This is a genomic window from Nanhaiella sioensis, assembly GCF_046557775.1.
GTDB lineage: Bacteria > Bacillota > Bacilli > Bacillales > SM2101 > Nanhaiella > Nanhaiella sioensis.
Genome location: NZ_JBKAEG010000001.1, coordinates 273,419 through 289,789, shown reverse-complemented (window position 1 = coordinate 289,789; position 16,371 = coordinate 273,419). Strand labels below are relative to the sequence as shown.

The 16,371-nt window shown below is 33.5% G+C and carries 16 protein-coding genes; 12 read left to right on the top strand and 4 right to left on the bottom strand.

Going from position 1 to position 16,371, the window contains the following annotated elements:
• The first annotated feature begins 342 nt into the window (after positions 1-342).
• A complete protein-coding gene (locus V1503_RS01360; RefSeq protein ID WP_410624238.1) occupies positions 343-1,614 on the top strand; it encodes an MFS transporter in 1,272 nt (423 codons plus the stop codon).
• Here V1503_RS01360 and V1503_RS01355 read toward each other — a convergent pair.
• A complete protein-coding gene (locus V1503_RS01355; protein ID WP_320257448.1) occupies positions 1,555-2,382 on the bottom strand; it encodes a helix-turn-helix transcriptional regulator in 828 nt (275 codons plus the stop codon). The genes V1503_RS01360 and V1503_RS01355 overlap by 60 nt on opposite strands.
• Positions 2,383-2,760: 378 nt before the next feature.
• On the opposite strand from V1503_RS01355, the gene V1503_RS01350 reads away from it, so the two are divergent.
• Both V1503_RS01350 and V1503_RS01345 read left to right on the top strand, forming a co-directional pair.
• Positions 2,761-3,078: a hypothetical protein gene (locus V1503_RS01350; RefSeq protein WP_410624236.1), complete on the top strand. Its 318-nt coding sequence runs from the start codon at positions 2,761-2,763 to the stop codon at positions 3,076-3,078.
• A 45-nt stretch (positions 3,079-3,123) separates the two neighbouring features.
• The gene (locus V1503_RS01345; RefSeq protein WP_410624234.1) at positions 3,124-3,567 is read left to right on the top strand and encodes a hypothetical protein; all 444 of its coding nucleotides are present in this window, start codon (positions 3,124-3,126) and stop codon (positions 3,565-3,567) included.
• A 9-nt stretch (positions 3,568-3,576) separates the two neighbouring features.
• Here the strand turns inward: V1503_RS01345 and V1503_RS01340 are convergent, their stop codons facing one another.
• Positions 3,577-3,810: a hypothetical protein gene (locus tag V1503_RS01340; protein WP_410624232.1), complete on the bottom strand. Its 234-nt coding sequence runs from the start codon at positions 3,808-3,810 to the stop codon at positions 3,577-3,579.
• A 346-nt stretch (positions 3,811-4,156) separates the two neighbouring features.
• On the opposite strand from V1503_RS01340, the gene V1503_RS01335 reads away from it, so the two are divergent.
• From V1503_RS01335 to V1503_RS01315, 5 genes are all read left to right on the top strand, one after another.
• Positions 4,157-5,731 carry a DNRLRE domain-containing protein gene (locus V1503_RS01335; RefSeq protein WP_410624230.1) on the top strand — a complete coding sequence of 525 codons (1,575 nt, stop codon included), beginning with the start codon at positions 4,157-4,159 and terminating at the stop codon, positions 5,729-5,731.
• A 75-nt stretch (positions 5,732-5,806) separates the two neighbouring features.
• Positions 5,807-6,376: a hypothetical protein gene (locus V1503_RS01330; protein ID WP_410624229.1), complete on the top strand. Its 570-nt coding sequence runs from the start codon at positions 5,807-5,809 to the stop codon at positions 6,374-6,376.
• Positions 6,377-6,386: 10 nt separating this feature from the next.
• Positions 6,387-6,752, top strand: coding sequence for a hypothetical protein (locus V1503_RS01325; RefSeq protein WP_410624227.1), 366 nt, complete (start codon positions 6,387-6,389; stop codon positions 6,750-6,752).
• A 20-nt stretch (positions 6,753-6,772) separates the two neighbouring features.
• Positions 6,773-8,170, top strand: coding sequence for a hypothetical protein (locus V1503_RS01320; protein ID WP_410624225.1), 1,398 nt, complete (start codon positions 6,773-6,775; stop codon positions 8,168-8,170).
• Positions 8,171-8,174: 4 nt separating this feature from the next.
• On the top strand, positions 8,175-8,516 hold the full coding sequence (locus tag V1503_RS01315) for a hypothetical protein (protein ID WP_410624223.1): 342 nt from the start codon (positions 8,175-8,177) through the stop codon (positions 8,514-8,516).
• 140 nt (positions 8,517-8,656) lie between these two features.
• Here V1503_RS01315 and V1503_RS01310 read toward each other — a convergent pair whose 3' ends face one another.
• Together V1503_RS01310 and V1503_RS01305 are read right to left on the bottom strand one after the other, a co-directional pair.
• Positions 8,657-10,261 carry a multicopper oxidase family protein gene (locus V1503_RS01310; protein ID WP_410624221.1) on the bottom strand — a complete coding sequence of 535 codons (1,605 nt, stop codon included), beginning with the start codon at positions 10,259-10,261 and terminating at the stop codon, positions 8,657-8,659.
• A gap of 458 nt (positions 10,262-10,719) precedes the next feature.
• Entirely contained in the window at positions 10,720-11,574 is an 855-nt protein-coding gene (locus tag V1503_RS01305) for an SDR family oxidoreductase (protein WP_410624219.1), read from the bottom strand.
• Between the two features lie 1,036 nt (positions 11,575-12,610).
• Between V1503_RS01305 and rsgA the strand changes: the two genes are divergently transcribed.
• From rsgA to V1503_RS01285, 4 genes are all read left to right on the top strand, one after another.
• Complete coding sequence (gene rsgA / locus V1503_RS01300; protein ID WP_410624217.1) at positions 12,611-13,675, top strand: ribosome small subunit-dependent GTPase A; 1,065 nt, start codon at positions 12,611-12,613, stop codon at positions 13,673-13,675.
• A gap of 13 nt (positions 13,676-13,688) precedes the next feature.
• A complete protein-coding gene (locus tag V1503_RS01295; RefSeq protein WP_410624215.1) occupies positions 13,689-14,708 on the top strand; it encodes a phosphotransferase enzyme family protein in 1,020 nt (339 codons plus the stop codon).
• Between the two features lie 90 nt (positions 14,709-14,798).
• Positions 14,799-15,275 carry a GyrI-like domain-containing protein gene (locus V1503_RS01290; RefSeq protein ID WP_410624213.1) on the top strand — a complete coding sequence of 159 codons (477 nt, stop codon included), beginning with the start codon at positions 14,799-14,801 and terminating at the stop codon, positions 15,273-15,275.
• Positions 15,276-15,524: 249 nt separating this feature from the next.
• Positions 15,525-16,235 carry a class I SAM-dependent methyltransferase gene (locus V1503_RS01285; protein ID WP_410624211.1) on the top strand — a complete coding sequence of 237 codons (711 nt, stop codon included), beginning with the start codon at positions 15,525-15,527 and terminating at the stop codon, positions 16,233-16,235.
• The last annotated feature ends 136 nt before the right edge of the window (positions 16,236-16,371 follow it).

Here is a 16,371-nt window from a genome sequence, read left to right as displayed (position 1 = left end):
ATTCACTCCCCGTTTGCTTAATGAAATAACACATTTTCTACACTCTATAGTGAATGCACAATTTAGCATTAATGTTACGATTAGACGAACATTGTTTAATCCAGGATGCTAACTGCCTGTGTTAAGTTTGTATTGACTCAGCACTTACATATATGTAAACAGTTGCTATATTTACGTCAGAAAGAATAATGGATAAGTTGTAGAAGGGATTAACATTCTTGTCATGCGATTGGTTAAGCAAAGGGCATCTAATTATTCGTTAACTTATATATTTTTAGTTATCACTAAAAATATATATAAATATTGTGGAAATATACAGCAATATTTATGAAGGAATAAAACATGGTGATTGCTATCATTAATATTGAGGTGATGATCATGTATAAAAAAATATTTCAAAATCGTAATTTCCTTCGCTTTTTTTTAGGAGGAGCTGTATCACAATTAGGAGATCGGTTAACTGGATGGGCATTTTTATTTTTGACAATAGAAATGACAGGTTCTGCTCTTCATACTACGGGGATGGTCATTGCAGAAACAATTCCATACGTTTTATTCGGTTTAATTGGCGGTGTGGTAGCTGACCAGGTAAATAAAAAGAAGCTGTTAATTATAATTGACATGTTAAGAGCACCGATTATTTTATCCTTGGTTATTATAGAATATATGAATTTATTAACATACCCTGTATTACTTGTTTTCGCGTTTATCATCCAAAGTTTTGGCTGTTTTTTTAATCCGTGTCATCGAGCGATGCTCCCAGCCATTACATCAATTGACGAGAGAACAGTTGCAAACAGCTTGATTGATACAGTGTCTAGAGGGATTTCTGTATTAGGCCCGTTTATAGCTATCTTGTTCATAAATACGGTTGGTGTAATACACTTTTTTACATTTGATGTATTTTCATATCTCATTAGTGCTTTCTTCATTTTTAAAATACAAATAAATGAAACAAAATCAATAGTTATTAAGAAAAGTTTGTTTGCAGCATATGGATCAATTAAAGAGTTTTTTATGTGGGTACAGAAAAATGTACAAGTGAGGAATTTGTTCACTATTACTTTCATCGTTGTTTTTTTTAATACGTGGGTTTGGGATGTAGGGATACTATTAATGATAGTGGAACTCAGTGATAAGAGTGAAACGATCTATTCTACACTGCAAGGGGTTTTTGGGTTAGTAGTCGTAAGTGTAAATTTACTTATTCCCCTTATCTTTAAACAAATGAATTTGAAAACGTATTTATATGGGTCACTTGTATGGGGAATAGGTATTGTAATTTTAACATGGACTACACAGTTATATACGATATTTATTGCTATCATCATTATTGGTATAGGTATGCCAATGTCTGGCCTTTCTCGAGTATTTCTCATTCAAAAGTTAGTTCCAGAACACATGCACGGAAGGGGCTTTAGCTTTAATGCTGTACTATTATATTTAGCAAATGTTCTATCGTTAAGCTTATTCGGAATTTTAACGTTATTCATTAACATCCAAACAATCTTTTTGCTATCAGGATTGATAATTATATTAACTTCATTATATTCTCTATCGCGCATACTTTTTTCTAAACATAGTTGGGGTAATATTGTACACTTTCTTAAATAATTGATTATAAGTGTGAATTGATGAAAAACCACAAGCTAATGCGATTTCGATAATTGTTTTTTTGGAATGCACGAGTAAATGTTGACTTTTATATAAGCGATATAATTGAAGCCATGAATAAGGCGATATGCCGATTTTTTCTTTGAAAATATGAGACAATTGGTATTTACTTAGATGAGCGATAGATGCCATATCATCTAACGTCCATTTATGGTTATAGCTTTCCTTCATGGCCTTAATCGTCTTTTGGATTTGTTCATTCGGAGATTCAAATAGTTGACTTGGCCAATTCGGTGAGTGGCTATTAATGGAATATTTCATCAGCATTATTGCGAGCTGTGATGTACTATGATCTATAAAACTCTGTAATGAATCTAGACTATCATTTTCAAGGCTCACGAAATCTTTCACAAATTGTACCCACTTTGTCAATTGCGGATTGTAGTGGGGCATTTGTGCAAAGTAAATATCATTCCCACCATATTGTAATAGAGACTCGGATGCAGCTTGAAGTTCTTTAACATCTAATTCAATTAGCAATTTTTCTTTTTCTATAGATAATTGTTTATGATCTTCCATTGGATTAATTAATAGAAAGCTATTTTCATGTAGTGTTACATCTGTTTGTTTCATTTGATAATGACTCTTTCCATTTATTGAAAAAATGAATTTGTAAACAGGATCATTCCGCCAGCTTCTTTCTCCTAACTTAGTTGTCCTATTTAACAACAGACCATTTTTATGTTCAATTATCAGATTTGTTTCCATATATGTTCTCCTCGTTAAAAAATGAATAGTATAATTATAGCATGCTTGGAATTTATGGGGATGTTGTTTTTGTGTTTTAATTCAAGGGTCTTTTCGTAAACTTTGTTGCTATTGAGACTAATTTAGAACAGCAATTAATAATGTTATGCAATTGCCCTCATTTTATATGAGAAAAGATGAAAACTGTCTAATTGAAAAAAAGGAACCAACGAGTAAAACTACTTTAAGTTGAAATTACAAATCAGTTTACAGTAAATATATTATATATCCTTGGAGGAGATTATGAAAAAATTTGTCCTTTTAACAATAGTAGTTACCATATTTTAAACAATATCTATTGTTGTCTATCATCGACAAACCCATCAAACAAAGACTTTAATGCAATTGTATGAGCATCAACTTAGTAAAGTATCAACAGTAACAATTGTCGATGGTAGTACAGGCTATAAGAAGACAGTCATTGATCAACAAGTGATTGATGCTTTTTTAGAAAATATACAGTATGTAAAATTTATTCCAGATGAAAACCAAGAACAAAGAGATGGCTTTAGGTATGCGATTACTTTATATGAGATGGAAGATGTAACCTTTAACTTTAGTTTAACAAAGGTCGACGGTGTATATGATCATACAGAGCCTGATATGTTTCCAATTTTAGACGAGTTTTATAATCGAGTGAATATTGAGGAGGATTAGTATTTTAGTACTTGATTATAACAATTGTTAAGGAGTTGATTACCGATGAAAAAAATAATGAACTTATCAATTTATTGTACCTTAGTTTTATTATTTGGTTGTACAAACTCAATTCCGAAAGGGCAGCATAATGATTTAAATATTAATCTTCTAACAAGGGTGGATGTACAAAGGCCAACATCGCATGGGAGCTATGAAGATGAAGTTATGATGGTTACAAAAAATGAGACAATTCAAGTAATAAGAAATGTCTTTAAAAATATTAAATGGGAGAGAAATGTGGATACTAAAATATCTAGACATGAAGATGTGAAAGCTACCTTTTTCTATACTTATGATGAAAATATGCCAGAATTGTTAACCGACTATTATATTTGGTTTGATGAATTGAATCAAACAGCTATTGTTATTGAGGAGGCTGAAAGTTCTCTTGGAACTATTGACGAAGAACATACTTTACTTTTAAAAGAGTTATTGTTAAGCCAATAAAAAAACTCATCAACACTTATTAAATAACGGATCTAGAACCTCTTTCTGGAAGCTTTCTAACAGATCAATTTGTGAAGTATACATCACTGGTGAAAAACTTAATATTAATTGTTCGTGTTCATCCTCAACGATTGTTACATAGTTAATATCCTCATTATTTAAACGCTTTGTTAATTCTTGCTTTATCATCTGTAATTCACCCATGCCTTCATTAATGTCGATAGCGATATTTATCCTAGCCACTTGTTCACCTCATTCTTATCCTTGCTTTTTGTTTTTATCATTATAGACCAAGCTTTTAATAGGCATACGGACGATGTATCATGTTTATCCACCTTTTAGTGTAACTTAATGAAAACAAGTAGTAGGTTGTCATAGTTTTTAAGCAGGAAAATGCTATGAAGCTGTATGTGGTTATTTTCTTAGCAATTTTTTTAAGATAGTTAAAAAAAGTTAAGCTATTGTAAAGTTTTTAAATAAAATGCCATATGCAAGAAAAGATTTGATAATATAGGTGTCGGGTGAAGATAGCACCTAGGCTTAATTAAGGTCAGTGGATTTTGTAGATTGTATTATAGGGAGGAGAAAAATGGAAAACATTTTAAGTAAGAGGATAGTACTGATCGGTGTATGTTGTATCATGGTTTTAACATTATTTTTGACTTCTTTTAAAGACAATGACCAAGCAAATGCAGCTTCTACATCATTTCGGTTCGTAGTGATGGGGGATAGTCGAGGCGCTAGTGATGGAATTAATGAAACAACTTTACGTTCATTGTTAACCGAGGTTCAAAATATAACTCCACAACCTGAATTCATTTTGTTCACAGGTGATCAAGTTATGGGTGGATCCGATGTCGCTCAAGAACTATCTGATTGGAATGACATTGTAGATGATTATTTTCCGTTAAACAAGTATTATCCAGCACTCGGTAATCATGAAGATGATGAAACTATTTTTAGTAATGCTTTTACCCATTTACCTTCGAATCAACTATCTGGTTATAAACGATCAGCGTATTATTTTGATTATGGGAATGTGAGATTCATAACTTTAAACTCAAATCGCAAAGATAACCGTGGAAACTATGTCGTTGACTCATCGCAACGAGATTGGCTAGAAAGTGTTCTTGACAATAATGGAAAAATACATAATTTTGTGCAGTTTCATGTCCCTGCATACCCGATTGGTGCACATTACGGTAGGTCGCTTGATGCAAATGACAGAGAACGAGATGCATTATGGGACATATTTGATAAATATAATGTAACTGCAGTTATGACAGGTCATGAACATAACTACAATCGAAGAGAAATCAATAGTTCTTTTAATGATAACGGCTATTCATTTGGCAATAGTATATATCAGCTCACGATAGGAGGAGCAGGGGCACCGTTATCATCAACGGTAAGGGATTCGAAAAATGTCGAAGCTGGTCCATTATCGAGCTATCATTATATGATTGTAGATGTAGCTGGCGAAATTGCTGCTTTTAAGCTTTATGACATCAATAGTAACTTATTAGATTCGTTTACTGTTGAACGTAATTCAGACTCTACATCTTCTACAACTACGACTACATCAGAATTTCAAAACGGGCTGTATCCAACTTCAACGTATGAAGGGGCGATAGATTCGTATCTATCAGAACAAAATCCCACAGAAAACTTCGGTTCAGTACAATCTCTATTAGTAGATGGAGATGATCCTTCTAACAGTAGTAAAAATAAATATGCATTGATAAAATGGGATATTTCAACTATTCCGAATAATAAAAAGGTCGTTTCAGCTAATATTACCTTTAATATAACGGATGGTAGTTCAAGTTCATATGAAATATATGGGCTAAAGCGTGATTGGTCAGAGTCTCAAGTAACCTGGGAGCAAAGCACAAATAATTCTAACTGGGATGTGCCAGGAGCAGGGGGGATGACTGACCGTGAATCTTCTATAATTGGAACGATAACTGCTAGTAATTCTGGAGCACATACAATTCATTTAAATGAATCAGGTATTTCAATTGTCCAATCTTGGATTGAAAACCCTTTAATGAATGCCGGAATAATTATTGCAAATTCGAATAACCGAAATGGAATTGATATTAGTTCAAGTGAAACATCAGATGAAGGTTTACGACCTAAACTTACAATCGATTATGAGTAATTGTCATTCGGTGGATTAAGGAGTTACGAGATTCTTCTACTATTAAAAAAAGAAAATAGAAAGGTTTAACTATAAATGAAGCCAGTATTTTCTGCACGGGATTTAGCGGTTACACAGGCTGGTGTAGCTGCTCTTTTATTTTTAATAATGCCTATTTTACATTTCATAGATAATAGTCATTATAAATGGTTGTCAGTTTTACATGGTGTGGGTGCAACGTTAACAATGCTTGTAAGTTGTTACATGCTCCACCTATTGTACCCATTATTAAGAAGAAGGGCTGACGCAGTCAAACGTTTGAAGTTTGTTTTAATGATAGTAAATATTCTTATTGCAGCTACAATTATTACTGCTAATTGGTTATACATTGGCTATCGAGCACCTGATGGTGCAAGACAATGGTTTATCTATCACCAGCCGTCTATTCATTTAATTTTAATGGAATATAAAGAATTCGTTGCACTATTTCCATTACCACTAGGAGTAGGCGCACTATGGATATTGCATCGGTTTGGAAAAGAAATGGAACATACTCCAAATAATCTTATTTCTTCCACCATAGCTGTTATTATAACGCTCATGTGGATATGTTTAATAATTGGATTTGTTTTTGGAATAACTATGGTAAAAATAAAAGGGGTTTAGGTGAGATTCAATGACTGAACAGCGGAAATCTGGTGAAATCGTAGCGGTACTTATCTCCATTATTGTTGGCTTATTTGCATTAATTATTAGTCACATATGGAGCATAGCTAATCCGTTAGTAGCAAATGCATATTTATTAAAAATCGGTTCTTGGTTGCCCGGTTGGTGGGGAATTGGAGTATATGCCGGGAAAGAAATGATTGCATTACTAGTTTGGGTGTTTAGTTGGATTGCAATGCATTTTATGTTAAGGAATGTACAGCTTTCATTATTTAAGTGGATATATATTTTTTTGATTAGTATTCTTTTCTTGTTAATCATTACATGGCCACCTATTTATCATGCAATTTGGGGCTGGCTACCGACAAAACCGTAATGAAGTTGGGGGCATATTTGGTGTTATTTTATGGAAAATATAAAATGAGTTTTGCAGTGGTAATTGTGATAATGCTACTACTAGTTTCTTTTAGATTTACAACCGTTCCGACTTCAGGGTTTTTAAGTGTTGATGATCATGAATCTCCTTCCTTCAAGGTTGGTGTTATTAGATCATCTGACCAATCGCTAAATATGGATGAACATATGGAACAGCTAAAAGAAGTTTCTGTTATTGCGGGTGCAGATCGAGTAATTACGAATGCAACTAAAAAAGAACATTCAAGCTTTTTTCCAATTTATGATGAATTATCAACGGTAAAATCGTTTAATGACAAATATAGTTACCTACCTTATGATATGACAGGAAAATATGGGAGGACTGTCTATGCTATTAATTATGGAGATACGAAGATGATTTTCCTTCGTGGAGATGAACTGAGAATGGATGAATCTCAACAATTAACTTGGCTAAATTCAGAGGTGAAAGCTAGCAATCAAATGCATCATATTGTGTTTATACATAACATACCTCGTGATGTTTCTTTTTGGGATAGCATAAATGATCTCGATATTCACTTAGTCATAACAGAAAATAAACTTTTTACTAGGAAGTCTGTTGTGATGCAGGAGCCTTCTGCTTGGAACGATGCGTATGAATCGCAATGGGCTGTATGGGAATTGAATACTAATCCACAAATAATGTACTTAATGCTTGAAATGTCTAGCAGTGAAATAACTGTAAAAGCACTAAATCAACAGGGAGAAAGCGTAGATAGAATGATATATGATGTCGCATATAAACAGCTCGACCTCGTCCATAAACATACGGCCGTTCCGATTCAAGCAATGTGGAAGTATCATGAAGGTACTGATGAAATAAGTTCTTTTATTCATGATGGGTATGATATTTCAGGAGAAACTCCAATCACAAATCGTTATCAAGTTCCCGTTGAAGACTGGCGCAGTAAAATGTATGATGATTCTTCATGGAAAATTGGTTACGGTCCCTTTGGTTACATGACTGAGCCTATACATATGAAAATCAATCAACAATTACCACCAATACATCATTCTGTTACTTACTTTTTTCGTAAGACATTTGACTTTGATGAGGACCTTGAGCAATTAAAAAAATTATTTTTACACATAACTTTTGAGGATGGGTACGTAGCTTACTTAAATGGTGAAGAAATTAGCCGTGATGGAATGAAAACGGGCTTAGTTACACACCAAACATTGGCTCAGCCAAACGAAACACATTTATACGAAACAAAAGACATATCTAATCATAGCAATAAGCTAATTGTGGGTGAAAATGTACTTTCTGTTGAAGTGCATAGTAGTCACCCGAAAGCTTCCAACTTTATTTTTGATTTAAGTTTTACATATGAACTAGACAACATAATTGGGGAATGAAAATATGGAGAAAGTGAGATTGTTTTTTCTTAGTTGGATAATTCTGATTCAAGGCTGTGGTCAGCCAAATGATCAACAATTGTTACTTGCTACAATTCAGTCTACAAACCAACACCTTATGATTGAAAACGGAGATCATTTTGTGTGGGAGAATCCTGTAATAACGTTAAACGATGAATATTATTATCATATAGATTATGTCCCTAGAGGGAAAATTAGCATTGCATATCATGCCTTTAAAAATGAAGATGGTCATACATTTGAACCAGGTTTACTAAAAGTACGTAAAGTAGAAATCCGAGTGTCTAGATTAAACGATGAAAAGGATTTAACTTATACATGGTAGTTTGTTATTGTAGCATTTGAAGAAACAAATATCGTATTACTGCATGATTGGAATTAGGTGGAGTAGCGAGCTCCACCTGGTTCACTGGCTTCACACATATGCTTGAAAATAATACATATTGTATAGAAGGTAAATGTACATTAAGTATTTTTAAATATATGGCTCCATGTCTTATTGTAAATTAGCTTTTTTAACCTGCTTTGTTCTTTTCTAATAACTACATCAAATGGCCTCATCATTTCATAATCTTCATGCTCTAAAATGTGACAGTGCCAAACGAATCTTCCCGTGTAAGGTGCAAACTTAGCAATAATGCGAGCGGTCTCACCATGGAAAACGTTAATAACGTCCTTCCACCCGTGATCATTAGCTGCTGGGGGCATTCTTTCACTAATATATTTAATTTGTTTTGTTTTCTCGTAATGCTCAACATCAAATAGTTGTTTATCTAGTATTTGAAATTTCACAAGGTGTAAGTGAATCGGATGGCCCCCAGTTGTTGGGTTACTCAAGCTCCAAATCTCAATATCGTTTAATGCTGGTTTTTCTGTGATTGGATCATCCCAAGTTTTATAATCTAATAACCGAATTCTGCGGCCATATTGGTCGTCTTGGGCGATAAGCTCTAAATGTCTTGTTCTAATTGCTTCTTGCTCTTTATAAAAATTGATGTCTGTTAATTTTGGTGGAATGGTACTAGTGTCATTGCTTAATAAAGGTAAGGTTACACGAAATTGCATTATAAACCTCGTATTTGACTGATTAATTTTGGGATCTTCTGGGAATTCATCTTTCGCATCATTTATTAAGACAATTTTGTTGTGCTTTTGTGAAGAGAAATCGATAATGACATCAGCTCTTTCTGCAGGGCCGAGGATAATGCTTTTTATAGTAACAGGCTCTTCTAATAACCCTCCATCGGTACCGATTTGATAAAAAGGTTGATTAGAGTCAAGTCTTATTTTATAATAACGGGCGTTCGAGCCGTTGATAAGTCGGAAGCGATATTTTCGTGGTTCAACTTCTAAATATGGCCATACTTTTCCATTGACAAGAATATTTTCCCCCATGAATTTTGCAACAATTGAGGGGTAAATATTTGTAGGGTCATCTGCTTCTTTTTTTGGATAATATAAAGATCCGTCTTTATTAAATGTACGGTCTTGGAGCAATAATGGTATTTCATATTTATCTTTTGGCAGGTTTAATGACTGCTCATGTTTACTACGGATCAGATAGTAGCCGGCTAATCCCGCGTATATATTGAGTCTCGTTATACCGATAGCATGATCATGGTACCATAGCGTTGTGGCATCTTGTAGATTTTCATATTCATAGACTTCTTGTTCAAAGAAAGGCCCCACTTGTTTAAATCCATTTGTAAACCAAGCATCTGGGTAACCATCGCTATCTGCAGGGGTTATTCCTCCATGTAGATGGACAACTGTTCGAACTTCTGGAGTATCTTTTCCTGCACCATGTACGGTTTTATCGATAGGCAAAAAATGCTTAGATGGTAAATCATTAATCCATTTTACTCTAATTCTCTCACCTTTTGACACTTCGATCACTGGTCCAGGGTATGTGTGTTCATATCCCCACACACGTGTTTTTGGCATTGAACTATGGAGGGACTGGTGAAATTCTGTCATTGTTACCTCATAATATTTTATCCCATCCTTCACTCGAACTGGTTGTAATACTCTCGGTAATGGTAATTTATCGATAAATTTTAGCAGATTCATCGCATCTTCACCTTTTCTATAAATAATTACTATTATAGTCTATTTTAAAAATAACGTAGTCATGAATGAAAAAATGGATGCGCAGAAGTAACTATACAAGGTCAAGCATGGAGAAGTGTTTTAATTATAGCTTAGATGTTTATTGTTGCGGAGTCATGTGAGGGTAGGTAGATTAAGCTTTAGCTCTATCAAGGTTGGCCTTTTTAGACAGGTAGAGTTGAGCTTCCACCTGTCTATGATTAAGGCTCATTTCTGAATTTTGTTGCTTTTTTCATTTACATTTGAGTAACTGATTTGTGTATTATATGATTTTTATTGTCTATAGAGAAAAAAGATACCACGAACCCTCATTGTGTAAGTTCTTTTACTTCAAATGCGAAAAAGCCTTCATTAATGAATTATTTTAATTATAACAAGCTGAACCTATTACTGATGGTTGTTTTTTACCTTACATCTCGTTATTTTCCTAACATTTGTTTTACAACATCTTTTGTTTGAAGTAGGCCAGTTGGATCTTCTTTTGTTTTATACTGGCAAAATTTTTCAGACCAGTCTGATGTTCTTACCCTTAAAGGTAGCGGATTCATACTTAGTTGAGATAGGATCACATCTGCAACTTCTGATGGGGTTTGATAAATATTATCTGATCGATTTGTCCTTGAGCCCATATAGTCATTAACAACTTGTTCAAAATCATCCTTAGGGAAGCCACCTCCACTAGAAACACCAGCAAGAACACTGTTAGCAAATTCAGATGAAATACCACCTGGCTCAATAATCATGAACTCGACTCCAAAATAAGGAGTTACATAAGTAGCAAGGCTCTCATAGTAGCCTTCAAGAGCAAACTTTGTCGCACAGTATATTTCATTTAGTGGTTGTCCAACTAAACCACCCACCGATGAAATTGCTACAATTCTTCCTTTTTTCTTCTCACGCATATAAGGAAGTACAGCTTTTGTACAACGAATTGCACCAAATGTATTTATATCAAATACATTGATATATTCCTCTTCAGAAGATTGTTCAGTCGTTTTGATATATCCAATTCCTGCATTATTTACTAATAAGTCAATGTGTCCTTCTTGATTAATTACAGTTTGAATAGCTTGATCTACTGAATCTTGTGACTGGACATCTAACTGCAATAACTCAACTTCTAAACCTGATTGTTGTAATTCTTTAATAGGTTGACCCTTCTCTAAATTTCTCATTGTTGCGTAGACCTTCCAGCCTTCATTTGCCAACTTTTCTGTTAATGAAAGGCCAAGACCAGTCGAGGTTCCTGTTATTACTGCAATTTGTTTTTCCATTATTATCCTTCTTTCTAATTTATTAACTAACTTGTACTGTCCTAGTAATGTAAATGAGGGATTAGCAATACATTCAGATATTGGACATCAATGCTTAGCTTATACTGACGTGGATATTTTAATTACATCCATTTATTCTGTACATAATAAAATACTTATATAATTTATCATGGCATATTGTCCTTTCCACATTAGACATACGCATATTCTTTTGCTAAGGCTGTTTTTCTTGTTAATAAATAATCACGTTTTTAATAATAGTTTCGCGTCTTCTCTTATAAAATGATGAGAATTTCAGAAACCCTTGGTTTGTCAATTTGTATTTATAACAAGATAGCTTACTAAAAGAGCCTTTTATTATAAAGAAGCATTGCTAATCAAGCTGATTATAAATATTAGAGTATACTCTAAGTCAAGAAGAATAACTAAAAAATCATTTTATAAAGTGTAGGTATGTTTATGGTTAAGCGGATATAGATTAATTTCGTGAAAGAAAGTAGAACTTCATAATAGGATAGTAGCCTGTTTAACAAATGAAAGGATTATTTTTTTATATCTTGGATATATGAACTCTTTCCACACTCATTGGTGATATGTATTAAATAGTACTAGTCTCAGACTTCAACGGTTGATTTATTCTATTGTAATTGGTATAATTTTCTTATTCTTATAGAAGGGAGTGAGAGTTAACGATGACTAATTTAATGAGGATAACCTTGGGAATTATATGTATTGCCTCTCACTCATGCGGAATAAATCATTAGCTTGTTTTTTAATATGTGTTAGAAATGAGTATGGTGTGAGTATGGATTTTTAAGAAAGCTGTTATGAGTCAATTTGGTGTTCGTACGAAGAAGATTAGTACCAAAGAGTAGTAACAGTGACTATGAGAAGAATGAGTTTTGAAGCCACAAGGTTATTTGATATAGCCCTGTGGTTTTTTTAATGCACTCATAAAACAGTAAATACTTTAGCTTCATTTCCAGTTATTCCTCAATAATATTAGTCAAATAAATTTTAAATGGAGGAAAAAAGAATGGAGTTATATTCACATGGGTGGAATCCTTATTTTGAGAAGCAGCTTAAAGATTTTAAACAAGAAGGTCATCAAGTAGCGAGAATCGTAAAGAAAAATAAAGATCATTATTTAATTGCAGTTAACGGACAACCTCTTACAGCAAAAATTTCTGGTAAGTTTAGATATAATGCTAAACTTACAAAAGATTTTCCTGTTGTTGGCGATTGGGTTATGTATGAAATGATATTTGATAATGACAACCATGCTTTCATTCATCGAGTTTTAACAAGAGAGAATGCATACGAAAGAAAACTCCCCATCTCAGGAGGAAGAAAGATAAATAATGGTTTGATTGAAGGGGGAAGAACTGAAGAACAAGTTATTGCGTCAAATATAGATACTGCATTTATTGTGGTAGGGCTAGACGGAAATTTTGACATTCGCAAAGTGGAACGGTTTTTATCGCTCATTTATCAGAGTGGAATACAACCAGTAATTATCTTAAATAAAATAGATTTGTGTACAGACATTCATCAAATTAAAGAACAATTAAATGAAATAGATAACGAAGTCCCAGTTCATTATGTTAGTGCTGAAAAAGATATTAATATGGATGTTTTTTTTGAATATGTTAAGTTCGGAAAAACAGTTATTTTACTTGGATCTTCAGGAGTTGGAAAGTCGACAATAACGAACTTCTTGGTGGGGGAAGAAAAGCAACAAAAACAAGCTATAAGTTCAACATCAGGCAAAGGAAAGCATACAACAACTAGTGTAGAGCTTATCCCTCTGCCGGCAGGTGGGATGATTGTTGATACTCCTGGTGTAAGAGAAGTACAGCTTTGGGGAGATGAAGATATTCTTGAACAAAGTTTTAAGGATGTAAGGGAATTAAGTGCCTATTGCAAGTATAGAAATTGTCAACATAGAAAAGAACCTGGATGTGCCATTCTAACAGCGATTGAGAAGGGAAGTTTAAGTCGAAAAAGAGTGGATAGTTACGAAAAGCAACTACTAGAGTTACAAAGACTAGCTATAAAGAGAAGAAACTTTGAGAAGAAAATAAATAACAAAAGAAAATGAGGAGCCTTTTATTATGATGAAAGTTAAATATCTTTTTATTAATGTAGATTTGGCAGAGATGTTAGTGCAATACTGGAAAAATGATATAGGTTCAATAGCTGCTTTCAGAATATCCTCTAATGCTATTTACACGTTTAAATACAAAGGTGAGACAAGGTTTTTAAGATTTTCACCAAAAACCGAAAAGTGTAGAGAGAACACTCTAGCAGAGCTTGAATTTATTAATTACTTACGTAGTAAGCGATACGATGCATTAGAGGTCGTAAATGCAAAAAATGGTGAGGATCTTATTGAGGCACAAACTCCTTGGGGTGTTTATTATGCTTCTGTATTTAAACGAGTTGCAGGGGTACCTATAAATAAAACTGATTTTAGTGATCATGTCTTATTTAGCTATGGTAAAGCATTAGGGAAGCTTCATCAGTTAGCTTGTGATTATAAGCCAATAAGGAACAGGCGCAGGTCGCATAGTGATGTGTTAAATTGGATAGATAATACGTTGAGTCATTTTCCAAACGAAACTGCAGCTATGGTGGAAACAGCTATGCTTAAGCAATATTTTAAAACGATTCCTTTAACAAAACACAACTTTGGTTTAGTTCATTATGACTTTGAATACGATAATGTTTTCTACGATGGGCCTTCAGAATCTTGTCTAATCATCGATTTTGACGATGCTATGTATCACTGGTATGTGATGGATATAGTTCAAGCTCTTGATAGTTTAAAAGAATGTATGTCTAGTGACAACTATCAGGTGAAGAAGAAACAGTTTTTGGCAGGGTATCTTACTGAATATGAAATCTCAGAAGATATGATGTCAATCATTCCTGCATGTAAACGTTTTGCTAACTTATATGGGTATGTACGTGTCTTACGATCACTAGATGAACAGTGGAATCATGAACCACAGTGGCTAATGAAGCTGAGGAAAAATTTATGCAAATCTATGAAGATTAATTCATCATTCTTTGGAACAGAAATAAAACAAGTGGGGAGCATTGGTATTGTAGATCAAAGTATCATGCTATAACAATTTAATATTCAGAAAATTATTTACAATACTTCATGAATCAATTAGACTAAAACTTGTATAAATTAACAATTTTTCGGAGGTGGAAATATGCAAAACAAAGACCATATGAAGCCCGTACTTATTGAACATGAAGAAATAAAGCTTATAGGAATTCCGTGTATAAGCTTAAAGGACATGAAGAGTAAATATGAAAATGCAAAGGAAAGCCTGTTTGCTATATCTCAGCATTTGCCACAAGTTGTGAACGAGCGGATTCATTACGGAATTTGGCCAATAACAGAATTACAGGATCATCCTGAAACACATGCATATATTCTCTGTGTTGAAGTAAAATCTTATGATGGCATACCTGAGTGGTTTACGAAAATCACTCTACCTAAGCAAAGCTGTGTTGTAGTAGCAAACAACGATCATGATTTTAATGCTGCGGGAGAAGCACTTTATTCTTTTGTAGAAAAAAATAACCTAGAGTTAAGCTCTAACGGTCGAGAGTATCGAATTTGTGAAAAATACGACTATGATGTAGATGGGTATGAACGATATTCGCTTCCAATTGTTTCATAATCTAAGCTACTATTTGTATAATAATTAGAAAATAAAAGGGCTAAAAACGAGCCCTTTTATTATTTGGGATTTTTCTAGTTGAAGTTAGCTTTTAACTTCTTCTTTTTAACCCTATAGGAATGAGAAAATAGTATCGTTGTTCAATTGTTAAATAAGAATAATAGAATATAAACGTATTTTTTTGTTTAGGAGCAGTACTCAATTATAATTTTAATATGAGTTTTGATGTCTTTAGGAGAAGGAATGAGCATGCCCAATAAAACTGCTGAAACGTTCAATCTTTTAGCTAACATATACGCAGAGAATGTTGATAATGACAGTCCTTATAACGCTTTTTATGAGCGACCAGCAATGATGGAATTGTTGCCAAAACACTTACATCATAACAATGTTCTTGATGCTGGCTGTGCAGCTGGCTGGTATTCAGAGGCATTAGTTAAACGAGGAGCTAGTGTAACAGGAATAGATATAAGCCCTCGTATGGTTGAAGTAGCTAAGCAAAGGCTAAATAATAAAGCAAGTATATTGTGTCAAGATCTCGAAAAGAGCTTGCCATTTGAACATGATGAATTTGATGTTATTGTTTCTTCATTAACACTTCATTATATTAAAGACTGGGAATTCACATTTAGTGAGTTTAATAGAGTATTAAAACCTCATGGAACTTTGTTATTTTCAGTACACCACCCTTTTATGGAATTTACTCATTTCAAATGTGAGGACTATTTTGAGCAGCGGGTGATAACTGATATATGGAGAAAACAAAAGATTGCAATTGAGGTACAATATCGCGGTAGACCTTTACAGCAAATTATAGCTGATACGGTAAAATTTTTTAACATAGAAGAAGTGGTAGAACCTCAACCGTTGGAAATAATGAAAAAAGATTATCATGATGCATTTAAGTATTTAATGAAAAATCCTCACTTTATCATTTTTAAAGTCGTATCAAAAAAGTGAGTACATTGAGAACTAGAATTGAGGAAAATATTGAATGATTTAAGATTCATCTGTTAATCAAAAGCCCTTTTTATGCTTTTTACATAAACGGATTTGTAAATCAGGGAAGTAATAGGAATAATATTATGTCGCTTTT

What these genes read in the sequence shown, in the direction of transcription:
- V1503_RS01290 (WP_410624213.1), top strand. Translation starts at nt 14,799, where the DNA reads ATGCAAAACAAAGACCATATGAAGCCCGTACTTATTGAACATGAAGAA.
- V1503_RS01305 (WP_410624219.1), bottom strand. Translation starts at nt 11,574, where the DNA reads ATGGAAAAACAAATTGCAGTAATAACAGGAACCTCGACTGGTCTTGGC.
- V1503_RS01295 (WP_410624215.1), top strand. Translation starts at nt 13,689, where the DNA reads ATGATGAAAGTTAAATATCTTTTTATTAATGTAGATTTGGCAGAGATG.
- V1503_RS01310 (WP_410624221.1), bottom strand. Translation starts at nt 10,261, where the DNA reads ATGAATCTGCTAAAATTTATCGATAAATTACCATTACCGAGAGTATTA.
- V1503_RS01335 (WP_410624230.1), top strand. Translation starts at nt 4,157, where the DNA reads ATGGAAAACATTTTAAGTAAGAGGATAGTACTGATCGGTGTATGTTGT.
- V1503_RS01330 (WP_410624229.1), top strand. Translation starts at nt 5,807, where the DNA reads ATGAAGCCAGTATTTTCTGCACGGGATTTAGCGGTTACACAGGCTGGT.
- V1503_RS01325 (WP_410624227.1), top strand. Translation starts at nt 6,387, where the DNA reads ATGACTGAACAGCGGAAATCTGGTGAAATCGTAGCGGTACTTATCTCC.
- V1503_RS01350 (WP_410624236.1), top strand. Translation starts at nt 2,761, where the DNA reads ATGCAATTGTATGAGCATCAACTTAGTAAAGTATCAACAGTAACAATT.
- V1503_RS01360 (WP_410624238.1), top strand. Translation starts at nt 343, where the DNA reads ATGGTGATTGCTATCATTAATATTGAGGTGATGATCATGTATAAAAAA.
- V1503_RS01345 (WP_410624234.1), top strand. Translation starts at nt 3,124, where the DNA reads ATGAAAAAAATAATGAACTTATCAATTTATTGTACCTTAGTTTTATTA.
- V1503_RS01355 (WP_320257448.1), bottom strand. Translation starts at nt 2,382, where the DNA reads ATGGAAACAAATCTGATAATTGAACATAAAAATGGTCTGTTGTTAAAT.
- V1503_RS01315 (WP_410624223.1), top strand. Translation starts at nt 8,175, where the DNA reads ATGGAGAAAGTGAGATTGTTTTTTCTTAGTTGGATAATTCTGATTCAA.
- rsgA (WP_410624217.1), top strand. Translation starts at nt 12,611, where the DNA reads ATGGAGTTATATTCACATGGGTGGAATCCTTATTTTGAGAAGCAGCTT.
- V1503_RS01285 (WP_410624211.1), top strand. Translation starts at nt 15,525, where the DNA reads ATGCCCAATAAAACTGCTGAAACGTTCAATCTTTTAGCTAACATATAC.